The 15,000-nt window shown below is 73.5% G+C and carries 14 protein-coding genes; all 14 read left to right on the forward strand.

Annotated elements, in window-relative coordinates; translation table 11 throughout:
* The first annotated feature begins 15 nt into the window (after nt 1-15).
* The 14 genes from OG335_RS07655 to OG335_RS07720 all read left to right on the forward strand — a co-directional run bounded on the left by OG335_RS07655 (nt 16) and on the right by OG335_RS07720 (nt 14,975).
* Nucleotides 16-327, forward strand: coding sequence for a hypothetical protein (locus tag OG335_RS07655; protein ID WP_405010265.1), 312 nt, complete (start codon nt 16-18; stop codon nt 325-327).
* A gap of 90 nt (nt 328-417) precedes the next feature.
* Nucleotides 418-1,770, forward strand: coding sequence for an XRE family transcriptional regulator (locus OG335_RS07660; RefSeq protein ID WP_405010266.1), 1,353 nt, complete (start codon nt 418-420; stop codon nt 1,768-1,770).
* Nucleotides 1,771-1,866: 96 nt separating this feature from the next.
* Nucleotides 1,867-3,150, forward strand: coding sequence for a lysine N(6)-hydroxylase/L-ornithine N(5)-oxygenase family protein (locus OG335_RS07665; protein WP_405010267.1), 1,284 nt, complete (start codon nt 1,867-1,869; stop codon nt 3,148-3,150).
* Complete coding sequence (locus OG335_RS07670; protein ID WP_405010268.1) at nt 3,150-3,518, forward strand: cupin domain-containing protein; 369 nt, start codon at nt 3,150-3,152, stop codon at nt 3,516-3,518. Before OG335_RS07665 ends, OG335_RS07670 begins: the two co-directional genes overlap by 1 nt.
* Complete coding sequence (locus tag OG335_RS07675) at nt 3,515-5,050, forward strand: class I tRNA ligase family protein (RefSeq protein ID WP_405010269.1); 1,536 nt, start codon at nt 3,515-3,517, stop codon at nt 5,048-5,050. The genes OG335_RS07670 and OG335_RS07675 overlap by 4 nt, the downstream gene beginning before the upstream one ends.
* 1 nt (nt 5,051) lies before the next feature.
* Nucleotides 5,052-6,113 (forward strand): NAD(P)/FAD-dependent oxidoreductase, encoded by a 1,062-nt coding sequence (locus tag OG335_RS07680; RefSeq protein WP_405010270.1) that lies wholly within the window; start codon nt 5,052-5,054, stop codon nt 6,111-6,113.
* Nucleotides 6,114-6,141: 28 nt separating this feature from the next.
* On the forward strand, nt 6,142-7,440 hold the full coding sequence (locus OG335_RS07685; protein WP_405010271.1) for an ATP-grasp domain-containing protein: 1,299 nt from the start codon (nt 6,142-6,144) through the stop codon (nt 7,438-7,440).
* Nucleotides 7,437-7,763, forward strand: a complete 327-nt coding sequence (locus tag OG335_RS07690) for a hypothetical protein (protein ID WP_405010272.1) — start codon at nt 7,437-7,439, stop codon at nt 7,761-7,763. The genes OG335_RS07685 and OG335_RS07690 overlap by 4 nt, the downstream gene beginning before the upstream one ends.
* Nucleotide 7,764: 1 nt before the next feature.
* Nucleotides 7,765-9,132, forward strand: coding sequence for an FAD-binding oxidoreductase (locus OG335_RS07695; RefSeq protein WP_405010273.1), 1,368 nt, complete (start codon nt 7,765-7,767; stop codon nt 9,130-9,132).
* A gap of 92 nt (nt 9,133-9,224) precedes the next feature.
* Complete coding sequence (locus OG335_RS07700) at nt 9,225-10,385, forward strand: acyl-CoA dehydrogenase family protein (RefSeq protein WP_405010274.1); 1,161 nt, start codon at nt 9,225-9,227, stop codon at nt 10,383-10,385.
* 69 nt (nt 10,386-10,454) lie between these two features.
* Complete coding sequence (gene ddaH, locus OG335_RS07705) at nt 10,455-11,318, forward strand: dimethylargininase (protein WP_405010275.1); 864 nt, start codon at nt 10,455-10,457, stop codon at nt 11,316-11,318.
* Nucleotides 11,319-11,342: 24 nt separating this feature from the next.
* Complete coding sequence (locus tag OG335_RS07710) at nt 11,343-12,596, forward strand: ATP-grasp domain-containing protein (protein ID WP_405010276.1); 1,254 nt, start codon at nt 11,343-11,345, stop codon at nt 12,594-12,596.
* Nucleotides 12,597-12,721: 125 nt separating this feature from the next.
* Nucleotides 12,722-13,549, forward strand: coding sequence for an isocitrate lyase/phosphoenolpyruvate mutase family protein (locus tag OG335_RS07715; protein ID WP_405010277.1), 828 nt, complete (start codon nt 12,722-12,724; stop codon nt 13,547-13,549).
* A gap of 154 nt (nt 13,550-13,703) precedes the next feature.
* A complete protein-coding gene (locus OG335_RS07720; protein WP_405010278.1) occupies nt 13,704-14,975 on the forward strand; it encodes an MFS transporter in 1,272 nt (423 codons plus the stop codon).
* The last annotated feature ends 25 nt before the right edge of the window (nt 14,976-15,000 follow it).

A 15,000-nucleotide genomic window follows, 5' to 3' on the forward strand; every position in this document is an offset into this window, starting at 1 on the left:
CGGGGAGGACGAGCGTTGTACATCATCGAGGCCGAGTTGCTGCCGACGGCCGGGGTCACGGAGCCGTGGCCCACCGCCACGCTCGTCCAGGAGGTCTTCTGGCCGCTGGCCCGCGGCGAGGACCGGTTGGAGCACCTGCGGGCACGGGTCGGCCCGCGGGGCATCGGGCTGGTCCTGTTCGTGGCCTCGCCGGACGGCCGGCAGGCGCTGAGGGCGACCCGCGGCCTCTGCGAACGCGTGAGCCGCACGGCGCCGTTGCTGGCCGGCTGGACGGTCGCGGCGTGCACACCCTTCGACCCCCAGGACGACCGTCCGCCGGGTGCGTGACCCGGCTCCACCCGCCCTCCGCCGGTAGTCCCGCGGTGGTGCCGATGCCTTTCATCCCAGTTCCCGGACGATCGATTCGAGGGGCCCATCATGGGAAGACCGGAGAGACCTGTCGACGCCTCCGGCGGGGCGGTCGCCGAATTCGCGAGCGAGCTCCGCCGGCTCAGGGTGCAGGCGGGCAATCCCACCTACCGTGACATGGCCAGGGCCGCGATGTACTCCGCCTCGGTGCTGTCGAGTGCGGCGAGCGGCCACCGGCTGCCGACCCTGCAGGTGGCCCTCGCCTACGTGGCGGCCTGCGGCGGCGACCGCGAGGGCTGGCAGCGGCGGTGGCGGCAGGTGGCCGGCGAACAGCCGGACACGGCGAAGCCGTTGGCGATGGTCCGGCCGGCGCTGCCGCGGCCCGCGCAGTTGCCGATCCGGCCGTCCGGGTTCGTGAGCCGTACCGGGGAGCTGCGCCGGCTGGGTGCCGCGTCGACCGCGCCGGTGGTGATCAGCGGGCCTGCGGGGGTCGGCAAGAGCGAACTCGCCCTGCACCACGCGCACGACGTGGCGGCGGCCGACGGGCAGCTGTACGCGGACTTCGGGCTGCTCGGGCCGGACGGTTCGGCCGCCCGGACGGTGATCGACGGATTCCTGCGGGCGCTCGGGGTGCCCGACGGGCAGCTGCCGTTCGGCGCCGACCAGCGGGCGGGGCTGTACCGCTCGCTGCTCGCGGAGCGCCGGCTGGTGGTGCTGCTGGAGAACGTGAGCTGTGAGCAGCAGGTGCGGCCGCTGCTGGCCGACGCGCGGAGCAGTGTGACCGTCGTGGTGGGCCGGGCCTCGCTGCTGGGGCTGCGCGGGGTCCGGCGGCTGCGGCTGGACGTGCTGCCCAGGGTCGACTCGATCGCCATGATCACCGCGGGGGTGCCGGACCGGGCGGAGGCCGAGCCCGAGGAGTGCGACCGGCTCGCGGCCCTCTGCGGCGACCTCCCGCTGGCCCTGGACATCGCGACGCGCCGGCTCGCCGCCCGGCCCGACCTGCCGCTGCGCCTGGTCACCGGGTGGCTGCGCGAGCCGGGCGCGGCGCTGGACTGGCTGCGGATCGGCGACCTGTCGGTCCGTGACTCGCTGTTCTCGGCGTACCTCGGGCTGGACGACCGGGCGAGGGACCTGCTCGACCGGCTGGCCGGGCCCGCCCCCGAGCGTCCGGGGCCGCAGGCGGGCGGTTCGGCGGTGCTGGTCGAGGACGGGCTGCTGGAGGAGCTCGCCGACGCCGGGATGCTGCGCCGGGGCCGGGGGTCCGGGACGTACCGGCTGGATCCGCTGGTCCGGGCGCTGGTGGCGGACCCGGCGCCGTACCGGCTGGTGGCCGCTTCACCCGACGGACCGTCCTGGACCGGGCGGCGGAACACCGCGGACCACCGGACGCGCTACGCCGACCAGATGGTGCCGGTCATTTGATTGTCTCCGTTGACCGGTCCTGTCGATCAACAATCCCGTCGGATTGACTTCTCGTCATAGGAAATACCGGAGCAGTTCGCGAGAATCGGGGTGGATATGACCGACCACGAGGTCGAGGTCCTGGCGATCGGGGCCGGCCCGTCGAATCTGGCGCTGGCGGTGGCGATCGAGGAGTCGGGCCCCTACGGGATGGCCAGGAACACGCTGGTGCTGGAGCAGCACGAGGACATCAGATGGCAGCGCAACCTGCTGCTGCCCTGGGCACGCAGCCAGGTCTCCTTCCTCAAGGACCTGGTGACACTGCGGAACCCGCAGAGCCGTTTCTCCTTCCTGAGCTATCTCGGCAGCAAGGGCCGGCTCGACGAATTCGTCAACCAGGGCACCTTCAATCCGTACCGGCAGGAGATCTCCGACTACCTCGCCTGGGTGGCCGCCTCCCTGGAGCACGTCGGAGTGCGGTGCAACGCCCGCAGCGAGCGGATCGAGCCCCGGCGCGCCGCCGACGGCACCCTCACCGGCTGGACGGTCACCCTGGCCGGTGGCGACACCGTCAGCTGCCGCGACCTGGTCGTCGGCGCCGGACGCGACGCCCGGGTGCCGGAGGTCTTCCGGGGCCTGCCCGCCGACAAGGTGATCCACAGCACCCAGTACGCCTCGCGCATCGCCCGCCTGCCCACCGACCGGGACACCCGGGTCGTCGTGATCGGCGGGGCGCAGAGCGCGGCCGAGATGTTCATGGCCGTCCACCACGACCTGCCGCGCAGCCGGCCGACCCTGCTGGTCCGCTCCATCGGCCTGCAGAACTACCAGACCAGCAAGTTCACCAACGAGCTGTTCTTCCCGTCCTTCATCGACGAGTTCTACTCCACGGCACCCGAGGAGCGGGCGCAGATCCTGGAGGAGATGCGGCAGACCAACTACGCGGGCCTGGCCGCGCCGTTCCTCGACGAGCTGTACTCCATGCTCTACCGCCAGCGCCTGGACGGCGTCACCCGGTCCTCCGTCCGTCCGATGACCGAGATCCTCGCGGCGACCGTCGACGGCGACGAGATCGTGCTGGAGCTCCGCGACCGGCGGACGGGCAAGACCGAGCCGCTCCGCTGCGACCTCGTCCTGCTCGGCACCGGCTACGAGCCGGCGATGCCCGCCCTGGTGCGCGACCTCGCCTGGCGCCTCGGCCTCGACGACATCGCCGTCGACCGCCGTTACCGGGTGGACCTCGGCGAGTCCGCGCACGCCGCGCTCTACCTCCAGGGCGTCAACGAGGCGACCCACGGCATCGCGGACTCCCTGCTCAGCGTCCTCGCGCACCGCTCCGGCGACATCCTCGCCGACATGCTCGACCGCCGGACCGCCCTCACCGTAGCGAGGGCCGCCTGATGGAGATCCGCCGTCTCGACCGCGCCGGGCTGACCCGCGCGTACGGCCTCGCCTCGGAGCGGCTGCTGCCCTGGCCGGCCCTCAACGCGCCCTTCGAGGGGGCGTGGTGCGTGGTGGCGCCCGGCGAGGAGTCCACCGCGCACTCCCACCACGAGTACGAGATCTTCGTCGCCATGGCGGGCACCTCGGTCCTCGTCAGCGACGGGGAGACCCGCCCGTTCGCCGCCGGCGACATCGCCCACCTGTTCCCCGGCAGCCACCACAAGGTGGTCAACGAGTCCGCCGAGGACTTCGAGTTCTACTCCGTCTGGTGGGACACCGACATGTCGCAGCGGTTCCTGGCCCGCCACGAGGAGGAGACGACATGAGCAGGCGCACCGTCGTGATCTCGCCGGCCCCCACCGCCAACGGCGACCTCCACCTGGGCCACCTGGCCGGCCCGTTCCTCGCCGCCGACGTGCACACCCGCTACGCCCGCGCCGTCGGCCGGGAGGTGCTCTTCGGCACCGGAGTCCAGGACACCCAGACGTACGTGGTCACCACCGCGCACCGGCTGGGCATCACCCCGCAGGAGCTGGCGGCGCGTTCGGCGGGCGACGTCGACAAGTCGCTGGCGGCGCTCGGCATCGCCGTCGACGGGTACACCGGCGACGAACCGCGGTTCACCGGCTTCGTGGTGGACTTCATGACCGGGCTGTACGAGGCCGGCCGGCTCACCGAACGCACCGTACGGCTGCCGTACTCACCGCGCACCGGCGAGTACCTCGTCGACGGCCACGTCCGCGGCGGCTGCCCGCACTGCCTGGCCGACGGCTGCGCCGGCCTGTGCGAGAGCTGCGGCCACCCCATCGCCGCCGGCGAACTCATCGACCCGCGCTCCACCCTGCACCCCGACGACGTGCTGGAGCTGCGCGCGGCCACCGTCCTGGTGCTGCCGCTGGAGGAGTACCGCGACCAACTGCGGGCCTACTACACGCAGCACGCGGCGGCGATGCGCCCGCACATGGCGCAGGCCGTCGAGGACCTGCTCTCCCGGCCGCTGCCGGACTTCCAGATCACCTACCCGATCGCCTGGGGAATCCCCTTCCCCGCCATGCCGGGACAGACCGTCAACTCCAACGCCGAGACGATGGCCTGGAGCATCTACGTCACCGCCCGCTCCGCGGAGGCCCGCGGGGCGGTGCTCGGCTCGATCGACGAACTCTGGCTGCCCGAGGCCGAATCAGAGGTGGTCTACTTCCTCGGCTTCGACAACACCTTCCCGTTCGCGGTGGCCGGGGTCGCGATGCTGCTGGCGTACGACGGGCGCTACCGGCTGCCCGACCGGTTCGTCACCAACGAGTTCTACGAACTCGACAACAGCAAGTTCTCCACCAGCCGCGGCCACACGATCGGCGGCCGGGAACTCGCCACCGAGGTGCCCCGCGACCTCATCCGTTTCCATCTCGCCGCGACCAGCCCGGAGTTCCAGCGCAGCGACTTCAGCCGCGGCGCACTCGAACGCGTCACCGGTACCCGCCTCGTCGAACCCTGGAACCGCATCGCCGCCCGCGTCGACCGCTGGGCGGACACCGGCGAACTGCCGGTCTCCGACCGCTCCCGCAAGGCCGCCGCCCGGATCGCCGAACGGTTCGCCGCCACGTACGAGCTGCGCACCTTCAGCCTCGTCCGGGCCACCGAGACGCTCGCCGACCAACTCGCCCGGCTCGCCGGGTGGGAGCCCCTGCCGGACCAGGCCGGCGACTACTGCCACCAGGTGGAGGCCGTCCTGCGCTGCGCCGCCCCGATCCTGCCCGACCTCGCAGAACTGGCCCTGCCCGACACCGCGTTCCGGGCCGCGGCGGAGGCCGCCACGATCGTCCCCCGCCGCCTGCCCCGACTGGTCGGCCGGGCAGGATGACATGAGGGCCGACCCACGGCACGTTCTGATCGTCGGCGCCGGCGTCACCGGACTGCTCACCGCGGTCCGGTGCGCCCGGGCCGGGCACCGGGTGACGGTGGTGGACCGCGGGGCCGTCCCCAACCCGGAGTCCACCTCGTACGACCAGCACCGGGCGATCCGCTCCCTCGACCCGGACGACCTCGACACCAGCCGCCGGCTCGCCGGCGCCCACTGGCGCTGGCTCGAACTGGAGGAGCTGCTCGGCAGCACCATCTACCGCCGGGTGGGCGCGCTCACCGCGTGGCCGGCCGCCCGCGCCGAGACGGTCACCCGGATGGCCGCGACCGCCAACCTGCCGATCACCGTGGTCGATCCGGCCGACTTCCCGCACATCCGGTTCCCCGCCGACTCGGTGGGCGTGCTGGAGCACGACGCGGGCGTCCTGCTGGCCGACCACGTGCTGTGGGCGGTCGCCCAGTGGCTGGTCCGCCAGCCCGGGGTCACCCTGCGGCCCTGGCAGGAGGTGACCGAGGTCCAGGCCGACGCCGCCAAGGTGGTGCTGGCCGACGGCGAGGTGCTGGGCGGCGACCTGGTGCTCGTCGCCGCCGGACCGTGGTCGAAGGAGCTCGTCGAACTGCCCATGGTGATGCTCCGGCAGACCATGCTCTACCTCAAACCGCCGCCCGACCTGGCCTCCTGGTGGAACGACGCGCCCAGCGCGGGCCAGATGGGCACCGTGGGCCGCGGCTGGCTGCTCCCGCCCGGCGGGGGCGCCCTGCTGAAGGTCAGCACCCACACGGTCTGCCGGGAGGTCGACGGGCTCACCGACCGGCCCGACGAGGAGGAGGCGCCGTTCGCCGACCGGATCATGGCGGAGTCCATGGTCACCGACCCCGAGCGCTACCGCGTGATGGACGTCAGGCGCTGCCACTACCTGGTGGACGCCGGCACCGGCGAGGCCCACCTCAAGCAGATCGGCCCCGCCGTGTGGGCCCGGTCCGCCAGCGGCGGCGACGGCTTCCGCACCGCACCGCTGGTCGCCGACCGGATCGTCCGGGCCGCCGACGGACTGCCCGACTGAACACCTGCAACCGGAGAGGAGATCCACCATGAGCGACGGCGACAACGTGCTGCTGGTCATCGGCAGTGGGCTGAGGGTCTACCGCGAGTACCTCGTCAGATCGGTCTCGGCCCGGGCCAGGGCGGCCGGGCTGCGCCCGGTGCTGATCAACAACATCAGACCGACCTGGCAGCAGCAGTACTTCGACGAGATCACCGTGGTCAACGTCTTCGACCACGGCCTGCTGGCCGCGACCGCCCGGGAGATCGCCGCCCGCAGCACCGTCGCGGGCGTGCTCTGCTGGGACGAGCCGCTGGTCATGCCCGCCGCCGACCTCGCCGCCGAGTTCGGCGTACCGGGCCTCGGCACCGCCGGTGTGCAGGGCTGCCGCGACAAGTACCGGACCCGCTCGCTGCTCACCGGCGCCGGCCTCCCGCAGCCCGGGTTCGCGATGACCGCCACCCCGGACGAGGCGCGCGCCGCCGCCGCCCGGATCGGCTACCCCGTGGTGGTCAAGCCCCGGGCGCTCGGCGCCAGCATGGGCGTCGTCCTCGCCGCCGACGCGGCCGCACTCGACGCGGCCTACCGGACGGCGTCCGGCGCCAGCCTCATCGGCGACGAGCCCTACCGGGGCGGCGCCATCGTGGAGGGCTTCGCCGACGGGCCGGAGATCAGCGTCGACGCCGCCGTCTTCAAGGGCGAGTACCTGCCGATGTTCGTCGCCCGCAAACGGACCGGCCACCACCCGTACTTCGAGGAGGTCGGCCACATCGTCGACGCCGCGGACCCGCTGCTCACCGACGACGTGCTGATCGACACCCTCACCCGCGCCCACCAGGTGATCGGGGTGGAGAACGGCATCACCCACACCGAGGTGAAGCTCACCGACCGCGGACCGGTCGTCATCGAGATCAACGGCCGCCTCGGCGGTGACCTCATCCCCCTCCTCGGCCGCACCGCCACCGGCATCGACCCCGGCGAGGTCCTCGTCGACCTCGCGCTCGGCCGCCGGCCCGAGGTCGCGCAGCTCCGGCAGACCGTCGCGGGCATCCGCTTCGGCTACCCGGCCCAGGACTCCACCGTCCGCTCGGTCACCCTGCCCGACGAGGCGCCAGGGCTGGTCCACGCGGCCGCCATGGCCGAGCCCGGCACCGAGCTCCGGCTGCCGCCCGGCGGCTACATCGCCCGCCACTCGTACGTCGTCTGCGCGGCCGACACCCGGGAGCAGTGCGCGGAGCAGTTGGAGGCCGCCGCCGCACTCGTCGTCCTCGACGCCGAGCCGCTGACCGCCAAGCAGGCCGGCACGGCCCTGGAGATGCCCGCCGGACTCCTGGACGTGGACGCATGAGCATCGACTACGACGGCCGGCGCTTCCGCAAGGCCGGCGGCGGCGACGGCGTCGTCGCCCGCTACCACCAGCAGGGCGACCTCGTCTGGGCGGACTTCACCGGCGGACCGGTGCGCCGGGGCACCGTCAACGGCACCGTCGACCCCGAGGGCCGCCTCCACCTCGCCTACACCCTGGTCATGACCGACGGCGCGGTGATCTCCGGCGCGACGGTCAACACCCCCGAACCCGCTCCCGACGGGCGGCTGGTGCTCCGCGAGGAGTGGGAGCGCTACGGCCGCCACACGGCCAGCGGGGTCTCCTACCTCGAAGAGGTGCGCTGAGATGTCACCGACCGACCGGCAGACCGCCGACCTGGAGAGCCGTGTCCGCGGCCGCGTCCGCCGTCCCGGCGAGGACGGCTTCGCCGAGGCCAGCGCCCCCTTCAACAAGCGCTTCGCCACCACCACCCCGGCCCTCGTCGTCTCCGCCGCCGACACCGCGGACGTCGTCGCCGCGATCGGCTGGGCCCGTACCCACGGCGTGCCGCTGGTCGCCCGCGGCGGCGGGCACGGCTACGCCGGGACCTCCGTCACCACCGGCCTGGTCCTGGACCTGCGGGCGCTCGACACGATCACGGTCGACCCCGCCACCGGGCTGGTCACCGCCGGCGGCGGCACCCGGATGAACGCGCTGTACGCCGTGCTCCAGGAACACGACCTGGCGATCCCGCTGGGCAACTCCGACGACGTGTCGGTGGCCGGGCTGACGCTCGGCGGCGGCGTCGCGGCCGTCTCCCGCGCCTTCGGCGTGACCTGCGACTCCCTGGTGGAGACCGAGATCGTACTCGCCGACGGCACCGTGCTCACCTGCGACGAGGAGCGCAACGCCGACCTGTTCTGGGCCTGCCGGGGCGGCGGCGGCGGTGTCTTCGGCGTCAACACCTCCTTCACCTTCCGCACCCGCCCGACCCGGCCGAGCTCCACCTGCCTGCTGCTGTGGCACGGCGAGGACGCCGCCCCGGTGCTCGCCCGGATGCAGGAGGTCATGCGCGACGCCCCGGACGCCTTCTCCGCCCGGATCGGCGTCAACCGGACCACCGACGGGCCCACCGTCGTCTCGGTGATCGGCCAGCACCTCGGGCCGGCCGACGAACTGCGCCGGATGCTGGCCCCCGCCCTGGCCGTCGCCGTCCCGTACCGGGCGGACATCGAGGACCGCACGTACTGGGAGGCCAAGGACTACCTGCACCACAACACCTCCGGCGACCCGTTCGCGGTCCGCACCAGGACGGTCGCCGAACCGCTCGGCGCCGAGGCGGTCACCGCGTTCCTCACGGCCCTCGACAAGTGGCCCGGCAGCAGCAACCCGGACGGTGCCGGCGTGGCGCTGTTCACCTGGGGCGGGGCGATGAACCGCGTGCCCGCCACCGCGACGGCCTTCCCGCACCGGGACGTGCTCTTCCTGGTCTCCATGGACACGTCCTGGGGTGTCGGCGACAGCCCCTCGACGATCCGCGCGAACCTCGACTGGCTGACCGGACTCCACGACTCCATGGGCGACTTCGCCGGAGACGGCGCCTACCTCAACTTCGCCGACCCGGACCTGGAGGACTGGGGCCCGGCCTACCACGGCCCCAACCTCCGGCGGCTGCGCGAGATCAAGCAGCGCTACGACCCGGACCGCTTCTTCGACTTCCCGCAGGCCCTCTGACCCGGCCCGGCCCGACCCTGCCTGACCTTGCCCGACCTGACCGGACCCGACCGGCCGCCCCGTACGCCCGAACCCTAGAGAGGGACAGCGACATGACCAGTACGCCGGACGGAGCCGGGATCCTCGCCCGGGCCAGGGCGCTCGCCCCCGCGCTGCGCGAGCGCTCCGAGGAGATCGAACGCGCGCGCCGGCTGCCCGCCGACGTGGTCGAACTCCTGCGCGCCACCGGGGTGTTCCGGATGGGCTTCGGCCGCAGTTGGGGCGGTCCCGAGCTCACCTCGATGGAGCAGACCGCCGTGGTCGAGGCCCTGGCGTACGGGGACACCTCGGCCGGCTGGTGCGCGATGATCGGCATGGACACCGGGCTGTACGCCTCGTTCCTGGACGAGACCGCCGCCAAGGAGATGTTCCCTCACCTCGACATGATCACGGCGGGGCTGCTCTTCCCGTCCGGCCGGGCCGACCGCGTCCCCGGCGGCTACCGGCTCACCGGGCACTGGCAGTTCGGCAGCGGCATCACCCACAGCGACTGGGTCATCTCCGGCGCGTTCATCTTCGCCGACGGTCTGCCGGAGCCCGCCGAGGGCCCGCAGGACTCCCGGTTGCTGATGGTGCCCCGCAGCGAGGTGGAGATCCTCGACACCTGGCACACCACCGGCCTGGCCGGCAGCGGAAGTTGCGACTACCGGATCACCGACGTGTTCGTCCCCGAGGAGCACGCGCTCACCTTCGACACCGTGCACGGCGCCGCCGGGCCGCTCGCGCAGCCCGAGGTGCACATGCGCAACATGCCGGGCGTGCCGCTCGGCGTGGCCCGCGCGGCCCTCGACCACGTCCGCACGGCCATCGCCGAGGGCGGCCGGTGGACCGACGACTGGCGCGCCCAGACCACCGTCGCCGCGTGCGAGGCGGACTTCAACGCCACCCGCGCCGCGGTCTACGGGGCGCTGCAGCGCCAGTGGGAGGTGCTCGCCGCCGGCGGCACCCTCGCCGACCTGACCCCGGACGAGCGGGCCGCCCTGCCGCTGTCGCGCCTGCACGCCTTCCGCACCGCCCGCTCGATCGTCACCCGCCTGTACGACCTGATGCAGACCGCCTCCGTCTACCGCCCGTCGCCGCTGGACCGCTGGCTGCGCGACACCACCACCATGTGCCAGCACATCGTCGCCCAGGACCGCATCCTGCAGTCCGCCGGCGCCCATCTCCTCGGCGGCAGGCCCCAGTTCGCGCTGAGCCTCGGCATCACCGGCTGACCCGTCCCGTCCGCCACACCGAAGCCCGACCACCCCGAAGCCAGACCACACCGAAGAGGGAGAAACCCCGTGACCGACCTCCTCGCCCCGGTCGTCCCCGTCGCAGCCCGGCGCCGGGTCCGGCTCCGCCACTACCTGATGTGCGCGCCCGCGCACTACGACGTGCGGTACTCCATCAACCCCTGGATGGACCCGGCCAAGCCGACGTCCACCGCCCTCGCGCTGGCCCAGTGGGAGGTGCTGCACGACCTGCTGGTCTCGTTCGGCCACCGGGTCGACGTCATCACGCCCGGCCCCGGCCTGCCCGACATGGTCTTCGCCGCCAACGGCGCCACCGTGATCGACGGCAGGGCGCTCGTCGCCCGGTTCCGCCACCCGCAGCGGGACGGCGAATCCGCGCACTACCTCGACTGGTTCCGCGCGAACGGCTTCGACTCCGCCGTCCAGGCCACCTGGCCCAACGAGGGCGAGGGCGACTACCTGACCACCCGCCGGGCGATCCTGGCCGGCACCGGCTTCCGCTCCGACCCGCGCGCGCACGCCGAGGCCGAGGAGCTGTTCGACCGGCCGGTGATCCGCCTCGACCTGGTCGATCCCCGCTACTACCACCTCGACACCGCGCTCGCCGTGCTCGACGACGACGAGATCATGTACTACCCGGCGGCGTTCACGCCGGAGAGCCGGAACGTACTGCTCGGCCTGTTCCCCGACGCGATCCTCGCCGACGACCGGGACGCCGCGGTCTTCGGCCTCAACGCCGTCTCGGACGGCCTGCACGTCGTGCTCCCGGAGGCCGCCACCGGCCTGGCCGCCGAGCTGCGCGAGCGCGGCTTCGAACCGGTCGGCGTCGACCTCTCGGAGCTGCTGAAGGCCGGCGGCAGCGCCAAGTGCTGCACGCTCGAACTGCGTCCGGCGCCCGCCGACCGCCCGTGACACCCCCGCGACCGGAGTGACGACATGACGCAACGACCACTGATCATCGTCGGGTACGTGAACGTGCTGCGCTCGGTGCCGCACTTCGAGCCCGGTTCGGTGATCCTCGTCGACGAGCCCGACGTGATCCGCAAGCGTCACCTCGCGGACGCCCTGGAGGGCGCCCCGCTGCTGCGCGAGCTCATCGCCTGGGAGTACCAGCTCGACGGCTCGGCCGACGAGTTCTTCAACACCCACCCCGACCTCGACCCGCTCTCGGTCGTCCCGCTGCTCGAGTACGCGACACCGTTCGCGGCGCGCCTCGCCGAGCGGTACGGCGTGCCGGGCGCGGGTGCCGGGGCCGCCCGGATCCTGCGCGACAAGGCCCTGCTGCGCAGGGTCACCGCCGCCGCCGGCGTCCGCAACCCGGAGTCCCGTGCGGTCGACGGCCCGGCGGAGGTCCGGGCGTTCATGGCCGAGCACCCCGGCGGCGTCGTGCTCAAGCCCGCCAACCGGCAGGCCTCGGTGGGCACGAAGGTGCTGCACGACCCGGCCGGGACCGACCTGGCCTGGGCGGAGTGCGTGGCCCAGGACGAGGGCTACCTCGTGCCGGACCGCGACATCCAGCTGCGGATGCTGGTCGAACGGTACGTGCGGGGCGACGAGTACAGCGTCGAGATGCTCGTCCGCGACGGCGTCCCGCTGTTCACCAACATCACCGCCAAGGTGCTGTTCCCCGGTCCCCGGCCGATCGAGCTCGGGCACCTCGTCCCGGCCGAGGTGTCCGAGGAGCTGGGCGGTCTGCTGACCGACGGCACCGCCGCCGTACTGCGGGCGGTCGGGTTCGGCAGCGGCATCGTGCACTGCGAGTGGATCGTCAGCGACGGCCTGCCCTACCTGGTCGAGTGCGCCGGGCGCTTCCCCGGCGACGGCATCCCGATGCTGATCGAGGAGGCCTACCCGGTCGACCTGGCGACGCACTACTACACGGTGATGCGGGGCGAGCAGCCTCCGCCGCTGCCGCAGCGGGCGGAGGGCGGCGCGGCGGTGCGCTTCCTGCGGACCGACCCCGGTGTGGTGATCCGCGTCGAGGGGGTGGAGGACGCCGAGGCGCTGCCGGGCGTCCTGCACGCCTCGGTCGGCTACGGGCCCGGCGACACCGTGGGCGAGTTCCGCAGTTCCTGGGACAGGGTCGGCTCGGTGACGGCCCGCGGTGCGACCTCCGGTGCGGCGATGGCGGTCGCCGAGGAGGCATTGGACGCCATCAAGGTGGTGACCGCCGAGCTCCCATCGGAATGACCGAACCGACAGATACGTGACGCCGTGCCGGGCCGTTGTGCATGCCATCGTCCGCAGGACGCGGCCCGCCCCGGGTCGGCGCGGGCCCCGCGCGGACACGACACCGAGAAGAGAGAGCTGACGCAATGCAGAACCAGAAGGCCAAGGCGGACACCCTCCGCGCCCTGCACGCCGACGGGGTGCTCGTCCTCCCCAACGCGTGGGACGCGGGCAGCGCCGTGCTGATCGCCCGGGCCGGTGCCAGGGCCGTCGCCACGACCAGCGGCGGTGTCTCCTGGTCGCTCGGCCGCCCCGACGGGGAGCGGCTGACCCGGGACGAGATGGTCGAGCAGGTGCGGCGGATCGCCGCCGCCGTCGACGTGCCGGTGACCGCCGACGTCGAGGGCGGGTACGGCCCCGCGCCGGAGGACGTCGCGGCGACCGTGGAGGCGGTCGTGGCCGCGGGCGCGGTCGGGGTGAACCTGGAGGACTCCGGGGCCCCCGGTGGCGGGCTGTTCGGCCCGGAGGAGCAGGCGGCCAGGCTGCGGGCCGCCCGCGAGGCCGCGGGCCGTGCGGGCCTGCCGGAGCTGGTGGTCAACGTGCGGACCGACGTGTTCCTGTTCGGGATCGGTGCGCCCGAGGGCCGGCTGGACGACGTGCTGGCCCGGGCGAAGGTGTACGCCGAGGCGGGCGCCGACTCGCTGTTCGTGCCCGGCCTGCTCGACCTCGACACCCTCACCGAGCTGACCGGGCGGTCGCCGCTGCCGGTCAACGCGATGGCGGGGCCGGGCGCGCCCGGCGTCGCCGCGCTCGCCGCGGCCGGCGTGCGCCGGGTCAGCGTGGGCACGGCCGTCACCCAGGCCGCGTACTCCGCAGTGCACCGGGCCGCCGTCGAACTCCTCACCGGGGGCGGCTACGGCCCGCTGGAGGGCGCGCTGGACTTCGGCACCCTCAACGGCACGTTCGCGGACTGATTGATCGGCGGTTCCGCCCGACGGTGTCGATCAATCGGCCGGCGGGCTGCAATGGGACGGACGGCGGCGCGGGGTGCCCGGTGGCACTCCGCGCCGCTCCGTCAGAGGCGAGGCCGCATACGGGATCCGAGGAGACGAGGGCAGAACAGTGAGCGTGACGACTGCGACGAAGACCGAGCCGGAGGCCCGCCCGCCCGGCGTCCTCGCGGCGCTCCGGGCGACGCCCGCGCCGGTCCGGTACCTGCTGGGCGGCGTGCTGGTGAACCAGATGGGCGCCTTCGTCCAGACCTTCCTGGTGCTGTACCTGACGGCGCGCGGCATGTCGTTCGGGCGGGCCGGCCTGGCCCTCACGGCGTACAGCGCGGGCGCGGTGCTCGGCACGCTGCTCGGTGGCGAGCTGACGCACCGGCTGGGCCCGCGGACCACCATCGGCGGGGCGATGGCGGCCTCCGCGGCCATCCTCGGCCTCATCCCCTTCCTGAGCGGGCCCGGGAGGTTCGGGCTGCTGCTGGCCGCGGTCGCCGCCGCGGGCCTGGCCACCCAGGCGTACCGCCCGGCGGCGGCACTCATGCTGAGCGAGCTGATGCCGCAGGAGTTCCGGGTGATGGCGTTCTCCATGCTGCGGATCGCGCTCAACATCGGTGCGGCGATCAGCCCGCTGATCGCCGCCGGGCTGATCCTCGTCGACTGGGACCTGCTGTTCTGGCTGGACGCGGCGACCGCGATCGCTTACGCCGCACTGGCGTTCGCCCTGCTGCCCCGCCTGCCCGCCGAGCCGCCCGCGGCAGCCGCCACGGCCGACGGCGCCGTCGAGGAGGCCGACGCCCGGCCCGCACCGTCCCGGGGCTCCGCGTACGCGGTGCTCGCCCGGGACCACAAGTACCTGCTCTTCCTGGCGTCGGTGCTGCTGGGTTCGGTGATCTACGTGCAGTGCACCGTGGCCCTGCCGCTGAAGATCACCGCCGACGGCCACTCCACCGGCCTGTACAGCATGGTGCTCACCGCCTCCTCCCTGATCCTCATCACCTGCGAGCTGAAGATCACCAGCTACGTGCGGCACTGGAAGCCGTACCTGGCCGGTGCGGTCGGCACCGCGCTGATGGCGCTCGGCGCGGCCGGGTACGGGCTGGAGGCGGGCTCCGGCGTGGTGCTCGTCCTCTGCACCGCCGTCTTCGTGTCCGGGGTCATGGTCAGCGGCCCGACGATGTTCGCCCACCCGTCCACCCACCCGGCCCCGGTCCGGGCCCGGTACGTCGCCGCGCACCAGGCCACCTTCGGTCTCGGGATGGCCCTCGGCCCGACCCTGGGAGTGCTCGCCTGGGGCGCGTTCCACAACGGCATCTGGCTGCTGTGCGGCGTGGTCGGCCTGGTCGCCGCCCTGTGCGCGCAGCTCGGCATGCGCGGTCACGTCCCGGCGGACTCCTGACCGGCGCCGGCAGGCCCGCCGCGGC

Origin of the sequence: Kitasatospora sp. NBC_01539, from assembly GCF_045040525.1 — a bacterium.
In the GTDB taxonomy this organism is placed as follows: domain Bacteria; phylum Actinomycetota; class Actinomycetes; order Streptomycetales; family Streptomycetaceae; genus Kitasatospora.

Coding starts and splice junctions, on each gene's coding strand:
- OG335_RS07660 (WP_405010266.1), top strand. CDS start 418: ATGGGAAGACCGGAGAGACCTGTCGACGCCTCCGGCGGGGCGGTCGCC.
- OG335_RS07665 (WP_405010267.1), top strand. CDS start 1,867: ATGACCGACCACGAGGTCGAGGTCCTGGCGATCGGGGCCGGCCCGTCG.
- OG335_RS07670 (WP_405010268.1), top strand. CDS start 3,150: ATGGAGATCCGCCGTCTCGACCGCGCCGGGCTGACCCGCGCGTACGGC.
- OG335_RS07675 (WP_405010269.1), top strand. CDS start 3,515: ATGAGCAGGCGCACCGTCGTGATCTCGCCGGCCCCCACCGCCAACGGC.
- OG335_RS07680 (WP_405010270.1), top strand. CDS start 5,052: ATGAGGGCCGACCCACGGCACGTTCTGATCGTCGGCGCCGGCGTCACC.
- OG335_RS07685 (WP_405010271.1), top strand. CDS start 6,142: ATGAGCGACGGCGACAACGTGCTGCTGGTCATCGGCAGTGGGCTGAGG.
- OG335_RS07690 (WP_405010272.1), top strand. CDS start 7,437: ATGAGCATCGACTACGACGGCCGGCGCTTCCGCAAGGCCGGCGGCGGC.
- OG335_RS07695 (WP_405010273.1), top strand. CDS start 7,765: ATGTCACCGACCGACCGGCAGACCGCCGACCTGGAGAGCCGTGTCCGC.
- OG335_RS07700 (WP_405010274.1), top strand. CDS start 9,225: ATGACCAGTACGCCGGACGGAGCCGGGATCCTCGCCCGGGCCAGGGCG.
- OG335_RS07710 (WP_405010276.1), top strand. CDS start 11,343: ATGACGCAACGACCACTGATCATCGTCGGGTACGTGAACGTGCTGCGC.
- OG335_RS07715 (WP_405010277.1), top strand. CDS start 12,722: ATGCAGAACCAGAAGGCCAAGGCGGACACCCTCCGCGCCCTGCACGCC.